Genomic DNA, 15,916 nt, shown 5'->3' on the forward strand with positions numbered 1-15,916 from the left:
CAGCGCAAGGCCCGACGCGAGTACGAGAACCGAGTCAACGCCTTCACAGGGGACACTCCGTAGCCAGTCGCCCGGCCCCCAAGATCATCCCGTGGTGGGTTTCCGGCGCCAGTTTCATGCCTCCTACCGAGGGCGGGGGGCGCCGCAGCGGGCGCGCGGGGTTAGCCGATGCTGATCGTCGTATACGTCTCTCCGGGGCCGGGTGGGCGGCTCCAGGAGAGCGACTCGAAGGTGTGCAGCCGGCCCTCGGTGAGGGCGAGGCGGGGCACGGTGACACCGTGGAGCCGGGCAATGGCGTCCAGGGCCTGGGATGCCGCCGAGGCCTGGCCGTCCGCGTCGGGGGCGTCGAACCCGAGTGCGGGTGGGGCCAGTTCGGCGGGAACGGCGCCAGCGGTGGTTTCGAGCGTTCCGCCCCGTACGGTGAACGCGTAGCGCGGCGTGCTGCCCTCGGCGGCCGACACGTGGAAGACCGGGGTGCCCCGGCGCCGCTCGTGCCAGATCACGATCGCCCGGCCGCCGCGGGCCGAGGCGGCCGGTGCGGGAGAGACGAAGCGCGGCGTGTCGAACCCGGCGGAGGGGTCCTGTTCGAAGGCGAAACTCCAGTCCGGCCCGGCCCGTCCGACGCTGAGCAGTGCCTTGTCGTCGTAGCTGGAGAAGACCCGCTGGCCGGATCGGTGGTGTCGGGTGACGTCCCACTGCCGCAGGGGCGGGGAGAGCGGCGTGCCGGGCGATGAGCCGAGCAGCGCGGGCAGCTCGTCCGGGGCTGTGCCTTCGACGAGGATTATCCGGTAGTCACTGACCGAGGTCTGCCAGGGGCGCAGCGCGCCGGGCCGGACAAGCCAGGACAGGCCGTCGGGGTTCCGGTCGCCGGCGGGGGCCGGGGCCGGGCCGCTCTCGCCGCCGCGTGGGGTCCGCAGGAGTTCGAGGCGCCGTTCGGCGGTCAGTACCGGAGCGAGCAGAGGGTCGGCGAGCAGGCCCACCGGCGCGATGTGGCCCGGGCCGAGCGGCTCCCACAACGGGATCGCGGCACGCAGAACCTGCCAGGCGGCATCGGTGTCACCCCACCGGGCCTGCTCGCGGGCCTCGTGGACGGCCTCGCCGAACGCTCCGCCGGGCTGGTAGCGGTACGTCCCCTCGCGTACGGCGCGCTGGATGTCCGCTGCGGCCTGCGCGGTGTCGGGGAAGATGGCTGGGTCGGAGTAGTGCCAGTCCTCCGGGGGCCGGCCGCTGTTGAGCAGGTCGGCGGCCTTCAGGGGGAGCTGTTCGCTGAGGAAGCGGGGGTTGTCGGGGTGCGGCGTCTCGACCCCGCGCCCGCGCGGGCCGTCCAGCTGCGAGATCTGGTCCAGGAGTTCGTGCGCGTACGGCCGGCCGTACTTCTGCGCTTCCGCCAGCAGGGCGGCCGCCTCCTCGTGCCGACCGGACAGTGCCGCGGTCCGAGCCCTGGCCACGGCGGCGTCCTGGGCCCGGGTCGTGCCGTTGTCGAATGCGGGGCCGTCCTCCCCGCTCCGGCTGGGCGCGTGCACGTGGAACTCCTGGTGCATGGCGATCATGAACGCAGCGAACGACGGATACCGCTCAGGGTCCCCGGCGGCCCGCCAGGAAGCCCACACCCGCACCGCCCATTCGCCGTCCGGCCCCACGTCCTCCGGGTCGAGCAGCACGAAGGTGATGTCCGACTCGACGTCCAGTTGCAGCGCCCTGGACCATAGGCCCACCTGCGCCCGCACTTCCTCGGGGTTGTCCTCCTCGCCCCAGAATTCGTCGAAATCCTCGCCGAGGCCCATTGCGTCGTCGTGCCAGCGCGCCTCTCGGGTGCCGGCCAGTTTCCAGACGAAGGCGCCGGCGTGCCGCCAGCCGTCGCTGACCCGCAGGAACTCCCGATAGGAGGGCGGCATCGCGCGGCCGAGTCGGTCCTCCATCGCGGCGATGTCCGCCTCGGTGGCCGGATCGGCGCCGAGCCATCGGCCCCGCCGTGCCGCGGCGTCGTCGGGGCTCAGCTCATCGACGTGCCCGTGCGCGTCCGCCCACTCCTCGCTCCACCGGGCCAGGAAGTTCCGCCAGTCGACATGTTTGATCTCCATGCCAGTGATCCTCGCAGCGGGCACCGACAACGGGGTTCCGCGACGTCACCCGCCACCGTAGGACTCCACATGGCCGTTGATCAGCACGAGCAGAGACCGGCCCAGCACAAGGCCCGCCGCGAGTACGAGAACCGCGTCAGCACCCTCGCGGGCGACACCCCGTAGCGGGCCTGGACTCCAAGATCATCCCGTGGCGGGTTTCTGGCGTATCTGGGCTATGCCCCGTACAGAGCGAGGCGGTGGTCGAGCAGCTCGGGGCCTTGCTTGCCCCAATAGCCGGTCCAGTTGCCGCCGGCGGCGCCGAAACCGTCGAGACTGGAGAAGACGTCGAAAGTGTAGGTAGCGGACATGAAGCTCTCCTGAAGTGCGGTTGACCGGGTGTGCAGGCGTTGGGAAGAGGGCTGCGATCCACCCGCCGGCCGGGGGATGCCGGCAGCCGATTCAGCCGACGCATTGGGTTCGGCATCATCACCCGGACCCACCAGATCGCGGGCGACTTCACTCTTGGCGGCAGACCTTGAACTTCAGGTGCACCACGCGGTTGCCCTGGATTACCACGGGGGGATCCCCCAGCAGCTGCTGACCGTCGAAGCTGCCGAAGAAACGCTTGCCCGACCCGAACACGACCGGCACCACGTCCATCGCCACCTCGTCGATGAGGCCGGCGGCGAGCACCACGTGTTCACCCGCGGGCGGCCGGTCCTCCCAGCCCTTCACCAGGTCGAACTGATGACGGCCCATGACGATCACGCCGATCGAGTCCCACACCGGCTGGCCGTACGCCGCCGAGGCACGCGAGAGCTTGAAGCCGCCCGCACCGTCCGTGTGGTCGTAGTCCCCCACTCCGTCGTTCTTGTCGGCGATGAAGCCGTCCACCGACACCACGCTATGCATGATCACTGCACCCATGAGAGGTTCTCCTCAAGTCTTCCGGACTGGTCACCTCCGATTGTGCGGAGCCCGGGAACGGGCCTCCCGCTCGGCCGGGATCCGGTGCCGCAGGGCCAGGTACTCCGTCGGGGTGCGGCCGGTGAAGTCCTTGAACTCCTTGCCGAAGTGGGCCTGGGCGAAGTAGCCCGCCGCAAGAGCGAGGTCCGACCACTCGACCGGGTGCAGAACGTCCACGGACCGGATCAGCCGCGCGAAGCGGCACATCCGGGCGAACTTCTTCGGAGTGACGCGTCGACGGGCACCCAACAGTCCCGCAGCTCGGCCGTGGGGCATGTCGACGAACGCCGACATGCCCCACGGCTTGAAATGCACCCCGACTAGCCGTACCCGCGTGGGGTACTCGTAGAGGAAACGCCTCGTCCACAGACCAAGGAACCACCCGTCCGACACCACCTCCGGCGGCACCGAAGGGTCCGAATCCCGCAGACGGGCAGGCTCCCCCAGGCTGATGACCAGGTGCGCCAACGGCATCGGTGGGACATCCATCCGGCGGTGGCCCGGCACGCCGCTCAGGCAATAGATGTCGTCGATGAACCGGTCGAGCGGCGGTGCGGGCACCCGGCCGACGTACTCCATGAACCCATGCTCGCCGACAAGGCTTCAGCCCGCTTCACAGGCGACCCACACCCAGTCACGGACAACACGACGTCACAACCCATCGCCGCTCACCACTCCCCCAGCGCGGGGCGGTAGCGAATCGCTTGGGGGAGGTTGCCTGTAGTCGGTTACTTGTTGGCGAGTCGGGCCTTCTTGACCCTGTTGCCGCAGGTGTTCATCGAACACCAGCGGCGGTTCGCGCCGCGGCTGGTGTCGAGGAACAGGCCGGCGCAGTCAGGGCCTTCGCACGCCTTGATCCGGCTGCGGTCGGGGCCTCCGAGTACGTGGATGGCGTCGGCGGCAAGCGCTCCGAGCGCGTCCGGCACTGGTGCTTCCTCGCTGAGGTGCCAGACGTCGAGCCCGTTCTCGAGCGCGGGCCTTGGCTGTCCTGCGGCCGCGGCCGTGTTCAGGATCGCCGCGTCACCCGGATCGGGTCGCTGGGTGGCAGTAACGGCCAGCCCGGCGCGGTAGATCGCTTCCCTCAGGACGAGCGCAGCCTGAAGCTCGGCGGGTGAGACATCGGGGACGCCGAGCCCCACGGCACGCAACCAGAGCTTCAGTCGGCCGCGGCTGGAGAGCCGCTCCTGGGGCGCCCTGCCGGCCCGGTCGCTCATCGTGGCAGTGAAGCGGAACGCCAGCACCTCGTTGTCCAGCCGGAACAGTTGACGGGCCGCCACTGTCACCACCTTCCGCACCGCCATGGACCACAGCAAGAACCAGCTTAGCCGGTTCGACACAGGCGTCGACCCGCGCCACAATGGAACCGGCTTAGACGGTTCACATGGGAGGTTGCGCGATGGGTGAGGTTGCAGTCATCGGTCTGGGCGGGATGGGGCGGGCGATCGCGCGCAATCTTGTACGGGCAGGCCACGAGACGGTGGTGTGGAACCGTTCAGCGGGACCCGCGGAAGAGCTCGCGGAGACGGGTGCCCTCCGCGTCGCGTCCGTCACGGAGGCGCTCCAGTGCCCGGTGGTGTTCTCGGTCCTGTCCGACGACACAGCGTTCGCGGAGACGTTCCTTGACTCCGAAGTCCTCGGCGAGGCCCGGCAGGGGGCGGTCCACGTCAACGTGGCCACGGTGAGCGTCGGGCTCGCCCGCCGTGCCGCAGAGGCGCACGCTGCGCACGGGATCGACTATCTCGCGGCCCCGGTGTTCGGCCGGGTCAGCGTCGCGGAGGCCGGTGCGCTGAACATCCTCGTCGCAGGAGAGCCCGAACTCATCGACCGTGCCCAGCCGTTCTTCGACGTGATCGGATCCCGCACCTGGCGCCTGGGCGAGCTGCCCGAGCAGGCCAACATCGCCAAAATCCTGGGCAACTACCTGATCGCCTGCGCGATCCAGTCGCTCGGGGAAGCGGTCAGCGTCGCCGACGCGGTAGGCGTCGACCCGGGTCAGTTCGTCGAACTGCTGGCCTCGACCATCTTTCCCGGACCCGTCTACTCCGGCTACGGGACGATGATCGCAGAGCGGAGCTACCAGCCGGCCGGGTTCACCACAGCACTCGGACGCAAGGACCTCCACCTCGCCCTTGAGGCAGCAGCCGGCCAAGCCGTCCCCCTGCCGTTCGGCGAACTACTCAGAGACGTATTCGCCCAGGCGGTCGCAGACGGCCGCGCAGCGGACGACTGGGCTGTGATTGCCGAACAGCAGCCACGCTGAACACACCACCGCTCGTACGGCCGCCGGCGCGCGGCGTCCAGCGCGGGGGGTCCGCGGTCGGTCCGTGCCGGTGATGGTGCCCCGCCGGAGGGTCCGTCACAGCCGAGCGGGAGGTCAACGGACACCTCGCCGCCCAGCCCAGGGGGCCATCCCCGCAGACGGGCGGAGCAGGCGCGGTACATCCGTATCCGCCACTCGGAACCGGAACCATCCCCGCGCGAGCGGGGAACAGCCCACACAACAGGCCCCGGCCAGCACCGCCGTGGGGCGATCCCCGCGGGTCGGGCTCGGACTTCAGGGTACGCGGGGGTGCTCGGCCGCTACCGCGTCACCGCCTCCGCGTACCGGCATGAGCAGTCGAACCAAGGGAGATCCTGACGAGAACGACCTCGCCGGAGGTTTGGGCCGGCCGGGATCAGCAAGGGTGACGTAATCGCCCCAGCCGAACGTGGCGACATAGGCCCGTCGAAGTGCTTCCCTGCCGCGTCCGCCCCTGCTGTGGATGACGGCGAGTGCGAGGGTGAACCAGGCAGTGAAACTTCCTGTGACGATCAAGGGCCAGCGTGCGCCGGAGAAGAAGCCGCAAATGATCAACGCAATGATCGTCACGACCAGTCCGATGTGACCGCCGCGGATGTCCGTCCTGGACCTGCCGCCTGTCATGAGAGCCACCGCCGAAGATCACGCCGTTCTGAGTCAGAACAGGCTACGGGGCCCTACTGCTGATGTCAGCATCGGTCCCGTGACGGGGTTGATGCGTTGCTCGAGGTGGGCGGGCGACCTGTATGCCTCGCCGGTCCGCCCTCGACTGTCGGGGCCAAGACGCCGGGTGGGGGCTGGTCTCGCAGTTTGCTGTTACTCAGGCAATGGAACTCGTCATCGCCGCACGGTCTGGAGGGGCCATCCCCGCGTACACGGGAAGCAGACTCCCTGACCTGCAGCCCTCCCCTACGAGCAACCCCGCCTGAACCACCTTCACCGAAGCCCGCAAACCACCCACCGGCTCTGTACCCGATAACGGGCTCTGGCTCAGCTTCCGTGGTGCTGGTTCATCGATCCACGAATCGGCTCGATGAAGGTGCGGTGATCCTGCGGCCTCAGGATGGGCCCTTGGTGTTCGGGAGCGCGCCCAGGAGAGGGAGCGCGCTGGGCGCCAGGCTGGGTGCACGTCTATCAGGCGAGAAGGGAATTGTTCATGAGGCCATGAAGGGCTCTCTCGTAGCCGAATTCGGGCGCCTGGTAGGGGACCCATGAACTGGTCAGGCCCCAGATTCCCAGGGCGGTCGCGGCAGCCGCGACCAGGGCCGCGAGCCACGGCCGATGGAACCGGCGCAAGGTGAGTACCCAGAAGGTGAGCGGCACCAGGGCACCCCCTGCGGTGATGAGTGGCAGGTCGACGTAGAGCACGCTGAGGTCCCTGTGGATTCCGGTGAACCCACCCTCTACGTTGACCCGGGCCAGCGGCGCCCAGGCCACCAGCGTCGCTGCGGCGCCCAGACCGGCTATCAGGAAACCGGTGAGGCCCTTGATCTCTTCCTTCACAACAAGTCGGACGCTTCGATTCCGCCCACAGTTCCGAGTCGGTCGAACTTCTGCACTATCGCAACGGTCGGTGACGGAAACCGCCGGCGTGCGCACGGTCGACCGGCCGGCCACGTGCCGACACAGGCGGGGAGCGGTGCACCATGAGCCAGAACCCGAGACTGGGAGTCGTTCGTCGATGAGCTCGAAAGGCGCCCGGTTCACGGGCGGGCCGATGTTCACGGGTTCAAGTTCCGGCACATCTCTGTGGTGACGCCATCCACCAAGTGCCGAGTCCTGGTTCTGACGACGTGAGAGGTTGCCCTGCATGGAGCATTTCGAAGTGGAATGAGCGGCGGCACCCGAGGCCGTCAGACGCTGTCTGGCCCTGGCGTACCAAGCCCTGACAGCCGGCGGACTGGCTGTAGGGGCGGTACTGACCGACTCGAACGGGGCCGTGCTGGCAGAAGGACGCAACCACGCCTACGACCACGGTCCCGGAACCGGTCCCCTACCCGGAACACCGCTCGCACACGCCGAGATGAACGCGTTGGGGGCTGCGCGCACCGGATGGGAACTGGGCACCATGACGCTGTGGAGCACTCAGGAACCCTGCTCAATGTGCACGGCCGCGGCGTCCTTCACCGGCGCGGGCTCGGTGAGGTATCTGGCCCCCGACCCCTGGGCACTCACCCACGGCAGCAACGGCTCCTCGGGTGTGACCGGCCTGGGCAGGCAGAATTGGCTGGTGGCAGCCAACCTCATGTTCCTCCGGAGCGTTTCGGCGGCCTCGCCCGAAGGAGAGGAACCGGAAATCCTGGTCCGCTGCCGGGAACTGGAACCCGAGACAGCGGGTTGTGCCAGTGTTCTTCAGGGCCGCCGGCCTCCTTCGCCAAGCGACGGGTCGCCTTCACGAAAGTTGTGCCAGAGCCGTTCTCGGGTTCTGGCACAGGTTCCGTGCAGCAGGGACTGAGGGTTGCGTGCCGGGAGGTGGTTGCCTCGCGCTGTGGCGTGTACCCGCTGCGGGCCTCCGGCGCACGGACGGCGGCGCGGTCGAGGACACCTCCCCACATGTCCGCCCCTAGCTGCTGAGCAGCACGCGAGCGGCACGGGCGAGGAACCGGACGTCGGTCAGAGCCGTCGGCGGCATTTCCATGTTCACGACCGCCATGAACCGCGCGTTCACATCGGAATCACGTACGGACGCCTCGGTGAGCCGGTCAGCGACCCACTTCTGCGCGCGGTAGCCGCGGGGGTAGGGGCCCGTCACGTGGGGCTGCGCGAGGTCGGCGGCCGTGGAGAGTTGCCATGCCGCGTCCACGACGGCTTCGGCTAGACGGAAGTAATCCCAGGACGGGTCCCGCAGCGACGGGGCCGAGCTCAGGTAGACGCCGAGCGCATTTGCCTCCAGGGCCGCCAGCGTCAGGCCCTGGCCGTAGACGGGGTTCACGCTCGCCAGTGCATCACCGACGACGGCGAGGCCGCCGGGGAACCGGCTCAGGCGGGAGTGCACCCGGCGGCGGCTCTCGACGAACCGGTACGTCCTGACCTCGCCGATCATCTCGGAGACGTCAGCCACCGTCCGGATCGGGGCGACACAACGGTGCATCCGGCGGAGGAACTCCTCGGGGTCAGGCCCAGGCCGGTGATCGGCGTAGCCGGCCAGGACGACCGACCAGCGGTCGCCTTCCACTGCGGCCAGCGCCCCCGGCTCCGTCAGCGTGGGCTGATAGTCGCTGCCAGGCCCAGGGCTGGAGTGGGCGATGACTGTGCTGCCCAGCTCGTCACCCCGGCGGAACGAGGCCGTGGCGTAGCCGAGGTCGATCCTCATGCGGTCGATGGGTGCCTTGCTCCAGCCGTGCCGGACGAGCCACTCCTCCAGCGGGCTTTTCCGCCCCATCGCATCGACCACGAACTCGGCGTCGACCGTCTCACTGCCCTCGCCGCCGCCCTCGGACTCCGGCGCCGAGGTGGTCACACCGACCACACGGCCGTCGCGGAACACAAGGTCGGTGGCCTGCGCCTGGCTGAACCGTATGTTCTCGATGGCGGCCACCCGGCTCCGCAGGTGACCCTCCAGGAATGGCCTGGTGGCACCCAGCATGCGCGCGCCCGCCACCGGAGCCTTCAGGCGCCCGTCCAGGTAGAACTGGACATCGTCGCCCTCACCGAGCTGAGCACCGGCCTTCACCAGCTCATCAGTGATGCCGGGGAACCATCGCTCCAGCTGTGTGTGTCCCATGGACAGGAGAGCGTGCAGTTGATGCCGTTGCGGGGTACGCCGACCGAGTCCGTCGTCTCCGATGACGTCGGACTCCACCACCACGACGTCCTCGAAGTGATCGCTCAGCACACGGGCAGCGAAGAGCCCCCCGTAGCTTCCGCCCATGACGATGGCCCGCTTCACATGAACCCCCACCTCAGTGCAACGGCCGAGTCCTCGAACGCTGTTGCTCAGGACACTACCGCGCGCCCATCAAGAGCCTCCTGGGAGCCGATGCGCGGGACCCGCAGCGCCGAGACGACCAACGGATGCTCGAGGTGCGCCGCGACGATCAGTACACGGGCCCGCTCGCCTGCCGAAAGCGCTCCGCTTCGGTCCGAGCCGGCGCGCTGCGCGCGGTTCCCGGGCTTCGACCGGGGGTTCAGCCCCGCACGTACCCTCCGGCGCTCCGCCGCACCCGCGGGTGGCCGCCGCAACGAACAAGGCCGAGGCGTTCCACGACTTCTCGCGTGGATCGGCAACGGCGGCGTCATCACCGGCAACGATCTCGGTCTTCTCTGAACTACCAGAACCCTGGAGCCGGCAGCCTCTGCCCAGGCTTCAGTGGTGTCACGCAAAGCCACGCCGGCAAAGGTCACAAGCACCAAGCACAGTTGGAGTCCTCTGCCGTTGCTGTCTCTCGCGTACCGCTGATGACGCTGTCGGCAAGGCCGCCGGCCGGTGGTCCGGGATCCTTCGTCTCGAAGGGTGCCGGACCACCGGCTTGGCTTGCTCAGGGCATGCGCCGGGAGTCGTGACGGCGGTGTTCGGTTGACGGTCGGCGGCGAGGGGGACTGGTGGGGGCTACTTCTGGTTGAGGGGGAGGGCCAGGTCGGTGGCCTGGTGCCGCTTCGGGAAGGCGCCCTTGTCGGTGGCCTTTCCTGTCAGGACGTCGACGGTGTAGAGGTGGTAGCCGCTGCCGTCGTTGATGGTGGCGAAGCCGTGGTTCCTGCCGGTGTCCGGGCGGGTGTAGATGTCGAAGCCGGCGTCCAGGCGCGCGTCCACGCCGAGGTTGCCTGTGGGGGCTAGGGTGCCCGCGTTGGCCGGGGACTGGAGGGAGATCCGGTTGGCCATGGTGTCGAGGTCGAACAGGGTCGTCGCGGTCGCGGGGCTCAGGTCGTTGTTCGTGTAGGCGGCGCCCGTCACTCCCTTCGCGGTCGACGGCGGCATGGTCGGATTGGTCAGCGTCCCGTCCACGGTCGTCGTCAGTGGTGCGGAGGCGTCGTCGATGTTGTGACGGAGGTTCTGTCCGGTGTTGGAGATGACCCTCAGCCGGTTCGCGGCCGGGTTGAAGTCGACGCCGAATGCCTTGCCGGTCAGCCCGACCGTCAGCTGCGACACCTTCTCCGCGCGGGCGTTCGTGTTCAGGGTGTAGACACCCCCCTTGTCGCCGACGCCGTACAGCTTCTCGTCCTGCACACGGAAGTCGATCCCGACGAGCCTGGTGTCGCCCGCGAGGCCCGTCACCCGGCCCAGCGACCGGCTCTTCGACGGCTTGTGCACGTCGAATTCGACCAGGCGCTGGTCGGCGGTCAGGCCGATCGCGGTCAGCCCCTTGTGGTCCGTGGCGGGCCCGGCCTGCGGTGCGGTGGGGGCGGCGGCGATCGCGGGTGCGGCGCACAGGGCGGCGAGCACGACGGCGGTGGCAGCGGCAGCAGCGGTGCGGTGTCGCAAGTTCACTCCCAGATGTGATGACTCGGCCCGGCCGGCCGAGCGACATGATCTATGTGCCACCGCAGGCGGGCTGGAGGGGTCTGGCGGGCGGACACCACCCGCGTGACGCAACGATCGGGCGTCTGGTTACCCCATCGGGGTTCCTGGGGGTCACCACGGACCCATGGCAGCGCGCGCGGTCAGTCCGAGGCCCACGATCAGGACGAGGGCCGAGGTGCCGGCCGGCCCGTAGCGGGCCAGGCGCCGTACCCGCTTGAAGCGGTCGGCCGCGGCGGTCTTCAGTCCGGCTTCGACGCGGTCTCGGAGCCGGACGAGGAGCAGTCCGGCGAGGGTGAGGGTGGCCGCCATTCCTAGGCCGTAGGCCAGGACGAGCAGGACACCGAAAGCGGTGCGGCCCAGTGCGACAGCGCCGAGGAGTACGACGAGCGCGGAAGGGCTCGGGACCAGGCCGCCCGCGATCCCCATGCCGATCAGACCGCCCCGGGTCGTTCGCGCGGGCTCGCTCTCGGACTCGGTGGCGTGGGGGTGGGGGTGGGTGTCGGCGTGGGTGTGGTCCTCGCGGGTCAGGAGTGCGACGGGGCCGCCCTGCTCGTGTTCGGTGTGAGGGTGGCGGCTGTCGGGGACGACCGGAGTCGGTTCGCTCTCGGCATGATGGTGATGTCCGTGCCCGTGGTCATGATGATGGTGATGGTGATGCCCGTGACTGTGGCCGTGATGGCCATGCCCGTGGCCGTGGCCGTGACCGTGGTGGCCCGTCGCACGGTTGAGCAGGGCTGAGCGCAGCAGCCACAGCCCGATGCCGGTGACCAGCAGCCCGCTGGTGATGCCCAGCCAGGTCAGGACGGTCTCACCGGCCAGATGGGTGGCCAGCGGGAGGGCTAGTCCGAGGAACAGGACCCCGCCCGTGTGGGTGAGGGTGACGGTCGCCCCGACGGTGACCGCGTCCCTCGGGGTTCCTCGACGGCCGGCGAGGTAGGCGGCCATGAGCGTTTTTCCGTGACCGGGGAGCGCCGCGTGCGACGCCCCCAGGACGATGGCCAGGGCGAGCGCCAGGAGCCCGACAGGCACGGTCAACTCCCGCCGTCCGACCAGGGATTCGAAGGTCGAGGAGATCGTGTCCAGGACCGTGCCGAGGGGACCGGCGCCGCCGGCGGTGCTCCCCGGGACCGACGCGGGACCGTTCTCGCCCGGCTCGGCGCGGAGGGACGCCGTCCGCTGGTCCGACGGGGCGGCCAGCGGATCCTGCGGATAGCGGCGCAGCTCGTCGGTGGACGAGGTGGCCGGCACGTCCGCTTCGAGGAGCCTGACGCCGTCGCCCCGGGCGGTGATCTCCTGCCAGCCGATGCGGCGGGTGTCGTAGGAGGTGCGCAGTTCGATGTGGGCGGGGGAGCGCAGGTCGGCCGTGGCGGTCAGGGCGCACTCCAGCCTGCTGGTCCTCAGCCCGGCCTCGCCGGGGGGATCGGTCAGGGCGGCCGTGACCGGGGCCCAGCGGAGCGGGACGCCGTCGGCGGTCGCGTGGAGCTGTGCGGCATGGGTGGCGCAGGTCTTGCTCGCGTACGCCTCGGACTCCTGGGGCGTGATCCTGCCGTCCCGGTCGCGGTCGACGGTCGGGAGCTCCTGTAGGGCGGCGATCTCGGCCCGATCGACGACCAGTCGTGCCTCGACGTGGTCGGGGTGGAGTACGAGTCCGGTGTGGTGGTTGACGGTGAAGTTGCCGAGCGGGTGCGCGGAGGCGATGGGGGCGGAGGCACCGGCGACGAGGAGGGCCGTCGCCGCGCAGGCCGCCGCGCGCGGGAGGATCGGGATCATGCGGTGCCGTCGATTCTGCTGAGCGTGCTGCGGGCTTCGGGGGCGTGCAGGGGATGGAAGCGGGGATCGATGGCCAGTGCCCGCCGCAGGTCGCCCTGGGCTTGTGCGCTGTGGCCGAGGGAGGCGTGGATCATTCCGCGGTGGTAGTGGAAGAGGGCGCTGCGGGTGCCCAGGGCGAGGGCCTGGTCGGCGTGCGCCAGCGCGTCCGTGGAGCGGCCGGCGCGGTGCAGGGCCCACGCGTAGGCGTCGTGGACGGCGATGAAGGGCCTTCCCGCCACGGTCTCGCCTGCCATCGTGACGGCCTTGCGGGCATCACCGTGGTCGGCTTCGAACAGGATGGCGTCGACGTCGGCGGGGCCGCCGCTCGCACGGCGGATCTGTTCCTGGGCGCGCAGGATCGCGTACTGCGCTTCGGCCTGCTCCGGCCGCCGGAGCGCCTGCTGGAGTTCGCCGAGGCCGAGCAGGTGGTGGGGCAGTGGAGCGATGGCGATGGCGGCCGTGTAGTCGGTGACGGCCCGCTCCGTGTCGCCCAGTGCCGCGTGGGCGCGGGCGCGGGCTTCGAGGAGGGCGGTGTCTCGCGCGTCTTCCCCGAGCCCGGCGCCCGCCTGCGCGAGGGCCGTGCGCGGGTCGCCGTTCTCCAGGGCGAGGAGCGCCAGATGGGTACGGGCGAAGGACCTCTCCCCCGTGGTCGCCGCCGCGCCGAGGGATCGGGTCATCAGATCGCGGGCCCGGCCCACGTCACCCCGTAGTTCCCAGGTGTAGGAGGCCCGGGCGTAGGAGGCGCTGTCCGGCCGGAGGTCGACCATGCGCTGTACGGCCCGGTACGCGTCCTCGTACCGGCCGAGCTGGGTGTAGGCGTCGGCCAGTACGCCATGAGCGGTCGCGCTGTACGGGTTGGTCGTCGTGGCTCTCTCCGCCCAGTCGAGCGCTTCTGCGAAGTCGTGACGCCCGGCGGCGAGCGCCCCCATCGCGGTCTCGGCCGGGTGGTTTCCGGACGGCTGGAGCTTCAGCGACGTGCGCAGGGCGTTCTCCGCCCGGTCGTAGGTGGCCGGGTCCGCGGTGGCGCGGGCCTGCTGGACGTACGCCATGCCCAGCGCGGCCCAGCCGACCGTGTCCTTCGGGAGTCGGCGTACGCGTTCCTGGAGCGCGGCCACGGACCCCCGCCCGGCAGCGGTGGTCCGCGACGCCTTCCCGCCCTCCGCCGGGCCGGTCGGCGAGGAGCCTGGCGGGGCCAGTCCTACGGCTCCGACGGCGAACATGACCACCCCGAGCACGAGGGTCACCGCCGTCCCGCGCAGGCGTCCGCGCTTGCGGGGTGGTTCGGGGGCGGTGGGGTTCTGGTCCTGCACTGGTCCTCCGGGCGTGCGGAGCGGGGGCGGCGCCCCGGTGGGGCGCGGCGACCGCCGCGCCCCACCGGGCCGGGTACGTCAGGCGGTCCGGCGACGCCGCCAGGTGCGGTAGCCGGCCGCGCCGAGCAGCAGCACACCCATCGCGCCGAAGGCGGATGCCTGCGCCGGCTTCAGAGAGGACTGCCCGGAGGACTGCTGGGAGGACTGCTGGACGCCGCTCCCGCCGCCGGAGCGGTTGACGTTCTTGGTGTGCGGGAGGGCGACGTAGGGGAACGACGCCCCGAAGGGGACCTCGTTGGCGTTGACCTTGTCGCCCTCCGCCAGGGCGGGGACGAGCTGTCCGGTCTGGGCGGCGCCTTCGACGGCCTGGAGGGAGATGTCAATGACATCGTCGGCCAGGCGGCGGCCGTTGGGGAAGCCGGCCAGGTCACCGGCGAGGACGCCGAGGCGGTTGGGCCGGGCGGTGGGCGGCACGGCCATGTTGAGGCGCAGTTCCTCGGCGGGGACGATCTGCCGCAGGTCGGCGTCCTGGTTCAGCCGGTGCGCGTTGAGGTCGGCCTGGATCGGGCCGCACGCCTTGCAGATGCCGGTGAGGTAGATCTCGGCGAGGTCGTTGCGCGGGGTGGCCGGCGCGGGGATGCCGTACACCTGCTGGATGAGCTTGGGCAGGATCGGGTCGAGGACCTTGTCCACGACGGGCTGGACGGTGCGGTCCTGGTCGGGCGAGAGGGAGTTGAAGGCGTCCTTGAACTGGAGCGGGACGACGACCTCGTTGACCAGTGGGTTGCCGAGCCGCGAGACCTGGCGGTAGCCGTCCTTCGTCTTGGTCTCGGAGCCCTTGCCGGTCACGTCGGCGCCGCGGCGCTCGGTGGTGGACCAGATGCCGATGACGGGGTTGCGGGTGCTGTTGCCGCGCAGGGCCAGGTCCTTCTTGGGGACCTGGAGGGCGACGGTGTTGACGTTGTACCCGGCGAGGGTGTCCTGGCCACGCTTGCTCAGGTCGCCGCCGTACAGGAGGTCGAAGACCCGCAGGTCGGCGAAGAACGGGTCCTCCGTCTGCCCCGCGAACGCCTTGCCCCCGCCCTGGAGGCCGAGCACCGCCTGCGAGCGCAGGGTGCCGTAGCTCGGCATGGACGCCTCGCCCGTACGGGAGGGCGCGACGGGCGCGTTCCGCAGCAGGGTGCGGGTCTTGCCGCGCGCGTCGGTGACCGTGAGGTCGTAGAACTGGCGGAAGTTCAGGTCCGGGTCGTTCAGGGAGGTGACCTGTCCGGTGTTGTACAGGAACTGGTTGGCCGCGTCGCGGATCTCGTTGCGGAACTTCCACGTGTAGGTGACGTCCGGCCGGCCGTCACCCGTGTTGTCGATCTTGATGGTGTAGCAGGCGTCGTCGGCGAACGGGTAGAAGTTCGGTCCGCCGTTGGGCTCCTCGAACGGAATCCAGTTGGCGACGAGGGTGACGGTGTCGGTGCGGTCGGGGCTGGTGAAGGCGTACACGTCGGTGTTGTCCGCGCGCGGGTCACCGGCGATCAGGGGAGCTTCGCGGTGGCTGGACGCGACGCTGGTGCCCGGGGCGAGGGTGAGCACCGCCAGGCCGGTGGCCAGAGCGCCGGCGCCCAGGACGACGAGCGACTGGTCGACGACGCGCTTACCGGGCCTCTTGGAACGGAACATCTACGGCTGGTCCTTTCAGCTGCGAACCCTCCCCGCCCGGCCGGATGCGGCGGTCAGGTGAGGTTCAGCACGTGAGGGAGGGTGATCGAGCGGGGCCGACGGTCCGTCACAACGATTCGGGGCCGGGCCGTCGTATGGATCACCACGCGCAGGCTGCGTAAGCCGTAGAAAACCATGCGCGCAGCGTCACCAGCGCTGCACAATCGGTAACGGAATGTGATTCCCGAGAGGGGCTTCAGGTGAATGCGCAGGTGAGGGCCTGTAGAAGGTCAGACCCATTGCTCCAGAAGCGCGCTCGACGCGAAATGCCGTTATTACGCCACCCGGGCAGGTATCCGCT

11 protein-coding genes and 2 pseudogenes are annotated in these 15,916 nt (G+C 70.0%); 2 read left to right on the plus strand and 11 right to left on the minus strand.

From position 1 onward, the window contains the following. Positions 1-161: 161 nt before the first annotated feature. The 5 genes and pseudogenes from ACFXMG_RS00905 to ACFXMG_RS00925 form a co-directional block, all read right to left on the minus strand. Positions 162-2,081 (minus strand): SMI1/KNR4 family protein, encoded by a 1,920-nt coding sequence (locus tag ACFXMG_RS00905; RefSeq protein WP_383813480.1) that lies wholly within the window; start codon positions 2,079-2,081, stop codon positions 162-164. 224 nt (positions 2,082-2,305) lie between these two features. Continuing rightward, positions 2,306-2,431 (minus strand): annotated as a pseudogene (locus tag ACFXMG_RS00910) (deaminase); the annotation flags it as partial. A 148-nt stretch (positions 2,432-2,579) separates the two neighbouring features. Then, positions 2,580-2,990: a hypothetical protein gene (locus ACFXMG_RS00915; protein ID WP_383813482.1), complete on the minus strand. Its 411-nt coding sequence runs from the start codon at positions 2,988-2,990 to the stop codon at positions 2,580-2,582. A gap of 30 nt (positions 2,991-3,020) precedes the next feature. Continuing rightward, positions 3,021-3,608: a DUF6597 domain-containing transcriptional factor gene (locus ACFXMG_RS00920; RefSeq protein WP_384899766.1), complete on the minus strand. Its 588-nt coding sequence runs from the start codon at positions 3,606-3,608 to the stop codon at positions 3,021-3,023. A 149-nt stretch (positions 3,609-3,757) separates the two neighbouring features. After that, the gene (locus ACFXMG_RS00925) at positions 3,758-4,330 is read right to left on the minus strand and encodes a CGNR zinc finger domain-containing protein (RefSeq protein ID WP_383813487.1); all 573 of its coding nucleotides are present in this window, start codon (positions 4,328-4,330) and stop codon (positions 3,758-3,760) included. 95 nt (positions 4,331-4,425) lie between these two features. Here ACFXMG_RS00925 and ACFXMG_RS00930 point away from each other — a divergent pair, with 95 nt between their 5' ends. Continuing rightward, positions 4,426-5,289 (plus strand): NAD(P)-dependent oxidoreductase, encoded by an 864-nt coding sequence (locus ACFXMG_RS00930; protein ID WP_383813489.1) that lies wholly within the window; start codon positions 4,426-4,428, stop codon positions 5,287-5,289. Positions 5,290-6,462: 1,173 nt separating this feature from the next. On the opposite strand, the gene ACFXMG_RS00935 is transcribed toward ACFXMG_RS00930, so the two are convergent. Then, entirely contained in the window at positions 6,463-6,831 is a 369-nt protein-coding gene (locus ACFXMG_RS00935; protein WP_383813491.1) for a hypothetical protein, read from the minus strand. Positions 6,832-7,189: 358 nt separating this feature from the next. On the opposite strand from ACFXMG_RS00935, the pseudogene ACFXMG_RS00940 reads away from it, so the two are divergent. Further along, positions 7,190-7,783: pseudogene (locus ACFXMG_RS00940) on the plus strand (nucleoside deaminase); the annotation flags it as partial. A gap of 108 nt (positions 7,784-7,891) precedes the next feature. Here the strand turns inward: ACFXMG_RS00940 and ACFXMG_RS00945 are convergent. From ACFXMG_RS00945 to ACFXMG_RS00965, 5 genes are all read right to left on the minus strand, one after another. After that, positions 7,892-9,217: an FAD-dependent monooxygenase gene (locus ACFXMG_RS00945; RefSeq protein ID WP_383813492.1), complete on the minus strand. Its 1,326-nt coding sequence runs from the start codon at positions 9,215-9,217 to the stop codon at positions 7,892-7,894. Positions 9,218-9,877: 660 nt separating this feature from the next. Further along, positions 9,878-10,747, minus strand: coding sequence for a DUF4394 domain-containing protein (locus tag ACFXMG_RS00950; RefSeq protein WP_383813946.1), 870 nt, complete (start codon positions 10,745-10,747; stop codon positions 9,878-9,880). Between the two features lie 150 nt (positions 10,748-10,897). Continuing rightward, positions 10,898-12,556, minus strand: a complete 1,659-nt coding sequence (locus ACFXMG_RS00955) for a sulfite exporter TauE/SafE family protein (protein WP_383813494.1) — start codon at positions 12,554-12,556, stop codon at positions 10,898-10,900. Continuing rightward, positions 12,553-13,905: a tetratricopeptide repeat protein gene (locus tag ACFXMG_RS00960; protein WP_383813495.1), complete on the minus strand. Its 1,353-nt coding sequence runs from the start codon at positions 13,903-13,905 to the stop codon at positions 12,553-12,555. The genes ACFXMG_RS00955 and ACFXMG_RS00960 overlap by 4 nt, the downstream gene beginning before the upstream one ends. A 78-nt stretch (positions 13,906-13,983) precedes the next feature. Then, positions 13,984-15,576, minus strand: a complete 1,593-nt coding sequence (locus tag ACFXMG_RS00965; RefSeq protein ID WP_383813497.1) for a DUF4331 domain-containing protein — start codon at positions 15,574-15,576, stop codon at positions 13,984-13,986. Between the last annotated feature and the right edge of the window lie 340 nt (positions 15,577-15,916).

The sequence above is a fragment of the Streptomyces sp. NPDC059201 genome, assembly GCF_042754585.1.
Taxonomy (GTDB): domain Bacteria; phylum Actinomycetota; class Actinomycetes; order Streptomycetales; family Streptomycetaceae; genus Streptomyces.

Bases quoted from the DNA above. Each gene is read 5' to 3' on its own strand.
- ACFXMG_RS00905 (WP_383813480.1), bottom strand. From the start codon at position 2,081: ATGGAGATCAAACATGTCGACTGGCGGAACTTCCTGGCCCGGTGGAGC.
- ACFXMG_RS00915 (WP_383813482.1), bottom strand. From the start codon at position 2,990: ATGGGTGCAGTGATCATGCATAGCGTGGTGTCGGTGGACGGCTTCATC.
- ACFXMG_RS00920 (WP_384899766.1), bottom strand. From the start codon at position 3,608: ATGGAGTACGTCGGCCGGGTGCCCGCACCGCCGCTCGACCGGTTCATC.
- ACFXMG_RS00925 (WP_383813487.1), bottom strand. From the start codon at position 4,330: ATGGCGGTGCGGAAGGTGGTGACAGTGGCGGCCCGTCAACTGTTCCGG.
- ACFXMG_RS00930 (WP_383813489.1), top strand. From the start codon at position 4,426: ATGGGTGAGGTTGCAGTCATCGGTCTGGGCGGGATGGGGCGGGCGATC.
- ACFXMG_RS00955 (WP_383813494.1), bottom strand. From the start codon at position 12,556: ATGATCCCGATCCTCCCGCGCGCGGCGGCCTGCGCGGCGACGGCCCTC.
- ACFXMG_RS00965 (WP_383813497.1), bottom strand. From the start codon at position 15,576: ATGTTCCGTTCCAAGAGGCCCGGTAAGCGCGTCGTCGACCAGTCGCTC.